This window comes from Trebonia sp. (genome assembly GCF_049794275.1).
GTDB lineage: Bacteria > Actinomycetota > Actinomycetes > Streptosporangiales > Streptosporangiaceae > Trebonia.
Window position 1 is genome coordinate 1 of the sequence record NZ_JBARCR010001157.1, and the last position, 5713, is coordinate 5713.

General features: G+C 69.9%; 5 protein-coding genes. 1 reads left to right on the top strand and 4 read right to left on the bottom strand.

Annotated features, from left to right (window positions below):
- Window positions 1-4 precede the first annotated feature (4 nt).
- Window positions 5-358 carry a VOC family protein gene (locus tag WA805_RS28575; RefSeq protein ID WP_425243875.1) on the bottom strand — a complete coding sequence of 118 codons (354 nt, stop codon included), beginning with the start codon at window positions 356-358 and terminating at the stop codon, window positions 5-7.
- An 86-nt stretch (window positions 359-444) separates the two neighbouring features.
- Complete coding sequence (locus tag WA805_RS28580; protein ID WP_422337967.1) at window positions 445-816, bottom strand: nuclear transport factor 2 family protein; 372 nt, start codon at window positions 814-816, stop codon at window positions 445-447.
- Between the two features lie 92 nt (window positions 817-908).
- Here WA805_RS28580 and WA805_RS28585 point away from each other — a divergent pair, with 92 nt between their 5' ends.
- Window positions 909-1946, top strand: coding sequence for a DUF2332 domain-containing protein (locus tag WA805_RS28585; protein ID WP_425243876.1), 1038 nt, complete (start codon window positions 909-911; stop codon window positions 1944-1946).
- Window positions 1947-1956: 10 nt separating this feature from the next.
- On the opposite strand, the gene WA805_RS28590 is transcribed toward WA805_RS28585, so the two are convergent.
- Both WA805_RS28590 and WA805_RS28595 read right to left on the bottom strand, forming a co-directional pair.
- On the bottom strand, window positions 1957-3174 hold the full coding sequence (locus tag WA805_RS28590) for an MFS transporter (RefSeq protein WP_425243877.1): 1218 nt from the start codon (window positions 3172-3174) through the stop codon (window positions 1957-1959).
- 233 nt (window positions 3175-3407) lie between these two features.
- Window positions 3408-5713: LuxR C-terminal-related transcriptional regulator (locus WA805_RS28595; RefSeq protein ID WP_425243878.1), on the bottom strand; the 2306-nt coding region annotated here is incomplete at its 5' end.

The window sequence follows — 5713 nt, forward strand, 5'->3', positions numbered from 1 at the left end:
CGGGTCAGCCAAAGTGCCCGACGCAAAACTCATTTCCTTCGGGATCGGCCAGGACCGTCCAGTGGTGAGTGCCGAAGTCCTCCCGCCACAGGACGCTGGCGCCCAGTTGCACTAGGCGGTCGACCGCTGCGGTTTCGTCGGCTACTTCCACATCCATGTGCGCCCTGTTCTTGCTGACCTTGGGCTCTGGTACCTGCTGCAGGAAGAGCCGTGGCTCAGCGTCCGCGGGATCGCGCAGCACCGCATACCCGGATGCGCGGTGAGCTAGCTCGTAACCCAGTGCAGCTGACCAGAACTCGATCATGGTGGTCAGATCGTTCCCGTCGAGCCCGATCTGGCGAATCCGGTAGCGGGCCACCCTGCGAGCCTACTGGCGCGAGGCCACGGTGGCGCTCTTCGCGTCGGATGGCATCTTCCGTTGGGTGCACATTCCGGAAGGTTTGATTACCAGCGCTCCACCAGATGCTCGCGGCCAGGCGGTGGTTCGTAGGGTTCCGGCCAGAAGTCCGTGACCTGCGTGATCAACCCGTCAGCAAACGTGAAGAACGCCATCCCATCGTCAATGCGGTCATCGAGGTGCCACTCGAACCACGCCACCCCGTGCTGCTCGTCAGCGATCACGACCTTGGGCCGCAGATGCCAGTCACCGGGGTACTCCTGATTGAACCGCAGGTAGCGATCACGGCCCCGGATACGCTCCCGCGACTGCGGGATCTCGTAGACCACGGCCGGATGCAGCAGCGCTGCCCAGTTGTCCCAGTCCCTGGCCTCAAGGCTGGCGATGAAGCGCTCCACCAGCTCGCGGTTGCCGCTCACCCCGGCAAACTATCTGGTGGCTAGAATCGTCGGGATGCCAGGGCTGACCGCAGGAAGCCGTGTCCATGGGTAAGGCCCGCACACTCGCTCAGGTGTACCGGCACTTCGGTGAAGTCGACGCCGCCGACACATCGCCGCTGTACGCGCGCGTCGCCATCGCCCTGAGTGAGTCCGGCGAGGTGCTGCGCGCCATCGAGGCGGCGCCGGCGCGCAAGCGGCACCCCACGGTAGTCCTCGCCGCGCTGCACGATCTCGCCCTCGCCGGACGCGCCCCGGCGCTCGCCGCGGCCTATGCCGCCGCGGACGGCGACGCTGCCGCTGACGCCGCCATCGACACGCTGCTGCGAATGACCGACTCGGTCGTGGCCATCGCCGTGCGCCGGAAGACGCGGGCTAACGAGACCGGACGCTGTGCCGTGCTGTATCCGGCCATTGCCGAGGCGGCGCGCCGGGCAGGCGCGAATGCGGTCGGGCTGATCGACGTGGGTTGTTCTGCCGGGCTCAATCTCAATGTCGATCGCGTTGGCATCACGTACAGCAGCGGACAGTCGCTGGGCGACCCGTCATCTCCTGTGCAACTGTCGTCTTCGGTCGTGGGAGCCCGGCCCATCCCGGCCCGGGCGATGCCCGAGGTCGTTGGCCGCGTCGGCGTCGACCTCGATCCGGTTGACGTGACCGACGCGGATGACGCCCGATGGTTGCGCGCCTGCTTGTGGCCGGATCAGCCGGAGCGGATCGCGAGGCTCGAAGCGGAGATGGCGCTGGCGGCGACGGCCCCTCCGCTGCTGCTGCGAGGTGACGCCGTCGAGGTGCTGCCCGACGCCTTCGCGCATGTGCCCGCGGGTGCCCTGCCTGTCGTCACCACGACGTGGGCTCTGTCGCGCTTCCCGCTCGAGAGCCGCCTGCGCTTCCTGAACCGCCTCGACGAGGCGGCGACCGGCCGGGCGGTGGCGTGGGTGTCAGTGGAGGGGGTCGGAGTCGGGCCGGCGATACCGACACTCGGCGATCGCCGCGCCTCTGGCCACAGCATCATTGGCCTGGCGCTGTTCGAGCAGTCGGCTCTGCGCGCCGAGGCCATTGGCCGCTGCTGGTCGAGGGGCCGCCTGCTGTCGTGGCTTGCAGTCTCCTAGCGCTGCGCCGCTATGGATTCGGCCTGGCAGGCTGCTGTGGTACTCGCAACGCTCGCAGGCCCGCCAGGGCCAGCACTGCCATGGCGCCGGCAGCTATCGCGGCCACCGCGAGGCCGCCATGCGTGCCGAAGGTGTCCACTGCCCAGCCAGCAGCCGCCGCCGCGCCGGCCGAACCCGCCGCGCTGGCCGAGTTCAGCCAGGCAAAGGCCTGGGTGAGCACGTCCCGGTGGACGGATGCTTCGGCCAGCAGCGAGCAAAGAATCAGGATCAAGGGGATCGCGAGCCCGGTCAGCGCGACGCCGAACCCCAGCTCCAATGGCGAGTGGGCCAGCAGCAACGGCAGGCAGCCGATCGCCAGTCCGCCCGCTGCCACCGCCAGCTGCACCCGCAGAACTGTGCGCCACTGGCGCAGCCCGTACAGCCAGCCGGCCAGCAGGCTGGCGCAACTGGATACCGTGAACAGCACAGCGGCTATGCCCGCCGAGCCATGCTCGAGCGCGAACGCGGTCACTGAGATCTGCATGCCGCCGAAGAACCCGCCGATGGCCAGGTTCACGCCGGCCAGAACCACAAATCCGGGCCGCAGCAGCCCGCGGCCCGTACGGTGCCGCCCGGCAGCGCACGATGTCTGCGGCGCGGTGCGGCGCTGCGCGGCAAAGCACATCCCGCCGGCCACTACCAAGACGGCGGCAAGCACCGTGCCGGCCGCGGGGTACCCGCTGGCGCCGAGGATGCTCACCAGGGCTGGGCCTGCCAGATAGGCCAGTTCATTGGCCAGCGATTCCAGCGCGAACGCGGTGGGCAGCGCCGGGGCTCGCCCGTCGCGCAGCAGCGCCACCCAGCGCGTCGCCGACAGCGCGCCCAGCTGCGGAATGGTGGCGCCGGTCAGTACCCCTCCTGCCGTCATCAGCCAGTCCGGGGTTCCCGCGGTGACGAGGACCAGCAGTGTGGTCACCGCCCCGGCATGGGCCAGCAGCGCCGGCGGCAGCACCCGGGTCTGGCCGAAGCGATCGGCCAGCCGGGCCAGCTGCGGGCCGGCCACTGCCTCGGCGACGGCAAACCCGCCGGTCACCAGCCCGGCCGTGGCATACGAGCCGGTCCGGGCGTGCACCAGCCAGACGATACCCAGGCTGGTCATCGCAATCCCGACCCGGCCGACGGCGGCGGTCAGGTAGAAGGCAGCGGTGCCGGGGGCGCGCAACAAGGTGCGGTAGGTCGCCGATGACATGAGGTGTCCCGTTCGCTGCCCGGCGGGGCGGGCCACCTGGGGTCGTCGGCGTCCAGAATTACCGACCCGTGGTCATCGCCTGGAACCGTCCACTGGTGGCGTTGAGCGGGGACACACACCCCACGCCAGCTCCATCACCGGGCAGAAGCCTTTCGAGGCCGTCTCAGCCGTTCTCGGTCGCTGAGACATGACGAGCATAGCAGCTGACGGCTGACCCCCTTCCGTGTCAGGTCTCATCCCTCCAGAAGCCCTAGCCCTCGGGCGCGGATGACTGCCTGACTGCGGTTGGCCGCGGCCAGTTTGCGGTACAGCGAGATCGCCTGGGACTTGACGGTGTTCGGGGACAGGAACAGCTCGGCTCCGATCTCGCGGAACGACAGGTGCGTGGCCAGCAGTGGCAGCACACGTAGCTCCGCGGTGGTCAGGGCCGATGGTCCGGGGACGTTCGGCCCGCGTTCTTGGGTCAGCCGGACCCGCAGTGCCTGAGCGTCGCTGACCAGCGTTCCCAGGTCGGGTCGGCGCTTGAGCACCCCGTCGATCTCGCGCATCAGCGTCCTGGCCCCTGCCGTGTCGGCCAGCGCGAGGTGTACGCGGACCAGTTCGATCCGCGCCTGCACGGCAATGTGCGGGAGTGCGTAGCTCAGCACGGGCCGCAGCCGCTGGGCATCGACCAGCTGCTGCCGCGCAGCCGCGGTGGCTCCGCGGTGCATGTGCACGCGGGCCTGCACGGCGCAGACCAGGGGCGTGACGTAGCTGTCTTCGATCCCGCCCTGGTGCAGCACGGCGCCTGCATGCCCAGCCAGATCCCCGGCCGGGCCCCAGTCGTGGAGAGCCATCGCCAGCAGTGACCGCTCGCACAGCGCCATCGCCAGGACATCGGGTGCACCGACGTCCCCGATGCTGATGGCATTTTCGAACGACGCGTCGCCGTCGTCGGGATCACCGTCAAGGACCTGTGCGATCCCCTTCACGAGCGGGACGACCGGCGCCACGATGCCTGCCGCCCTGAGCCTGCGTCCGGCTTCGTCGGCGTCCGCGCTCATCTGCTTGACGCCGTGCCGGCACAGCAGGGCCCGCAGCACCGCGGCCCAGGCTGCCGCGACTGGTCTGTCAGGCTGGGCTTCGGTCTGGTGCTGCCAGCGGTCCACCACGTCGGCCCACCGGTCGGCCTCGACCGGCCGCCCGGTGCGCGCGGCAAGGATGGCGGCCCACACGGCGGTCAACGGGTGTCCGGTGATCCCATCCTGGTCTTCCAGCCAACGGAACCAACGCTGAAGGGTTGTTACCCGGCCTTCCCGGTAGGTCGGCACCGTCAGTTCTTCCACCAGACGGCCGGCCGTACCGACGTCGCTCGCGGCGATGGAATACTCCAGCGCCTCCTCGGGCAGGCTGTTGCGCAGGTACCAGTCGGCCGCGCGGCGCCGCAGCACAGGGATCAGGGCGGGGTTGGCGCGTTCCAGCTCGGCCAGCAGCATCTCACGGAACAGGTGATGGTACCGGTACCACTGTCCGCGCCGGTCCAGCGGCACCAGCAGCAGGTTCGACCGGGCCAGTCCGGCCAGGTCCGCGCTGGAACCGGGCCGCTCCAGCACCGCCTCGCACAGCGGGCCGCTCATCCGATCCAGCACCGCGGTCCTGGTCAAGAACACCCGCTGCCGCTCGGGAATCCGGGCCAGGAACTCCGATTCCACGTACTCGCTCACCAGCCGGTCGTCCCCGCCGAAGGCCGCCGCCGCGCCCGGCAGCGAGCCGCCTTCCCGCAGGTACAGTGCCGCCAGGTAAAGCCCGGTCGGCCAGCCTTCGGTCCGCCGATGCAGCTCGGTCACCTCATCGGCCCCCAGCACCAGGCCCGCTTCCCGCAGCAGTCCGGCCGCCTCCTCGCGGGTGAGCGACAGGTCAGCCGGGCCGATCTCGAGAATCCGGCCCTCGGCGCGCAGCCGCCCGGTCCGCAGGGGCGGCTCGGCCCGCCCCGCCAGGACCAGCCTGGAACGGTCCGGGACATGATCGGCTAGCACCGATAGCGCGGCCCGGCACTCCTGATTGTGCAGGATGTGCACGTCATCGAGCACCAGCGCGACCGGCTTCGTCATCGACGCGAACGCGTTGCCCAGTCGCGGAACGACCGAGCCGGGCACCGAGCTGGCCGGGGAGGCCAGCGCATCGAACACTCGCTCGCCTACCGGCTGAACCGCGTTCAGGGCCTCGGCGACGTAGGTGAGCAGGACCTTCGGGTCGTTATCGTTCTCGTCGACCGACACCCAGGCGAAGGACTGACCATTCCTCTCAGCCCACTGAGCCAGCAGCGTGGTCTTCCCGTAGCCCGACGGAGCCACCACAGAGACGATCGGACGCGGGTCCGGCCGCGCCAGCCGTTCGACCAGAGGCAACCGGAGGACCGTCCCCGGCCGCGCCAGCGGACGCCGCAGCTTCGACGCGACCAAGTCGAGCACGGCCCCGCTTCTGGGGTACGACCGGCCAGACCGCTCACGCGCGTCGCCGTCGATCATCGCCCCAGTAATCTTCTCCCCCAAAGTCTGCT

What these genes read in the sequence shown, in the direction of transcription:
- WA805_RS28590 (WP_425243877.1), bottom strand. Translation starts at nt 3,174, where the DNA reads ATGTCATCGGCGACCTACCGCACCTTGTTGCGCGCCCCCGGCACCGCT.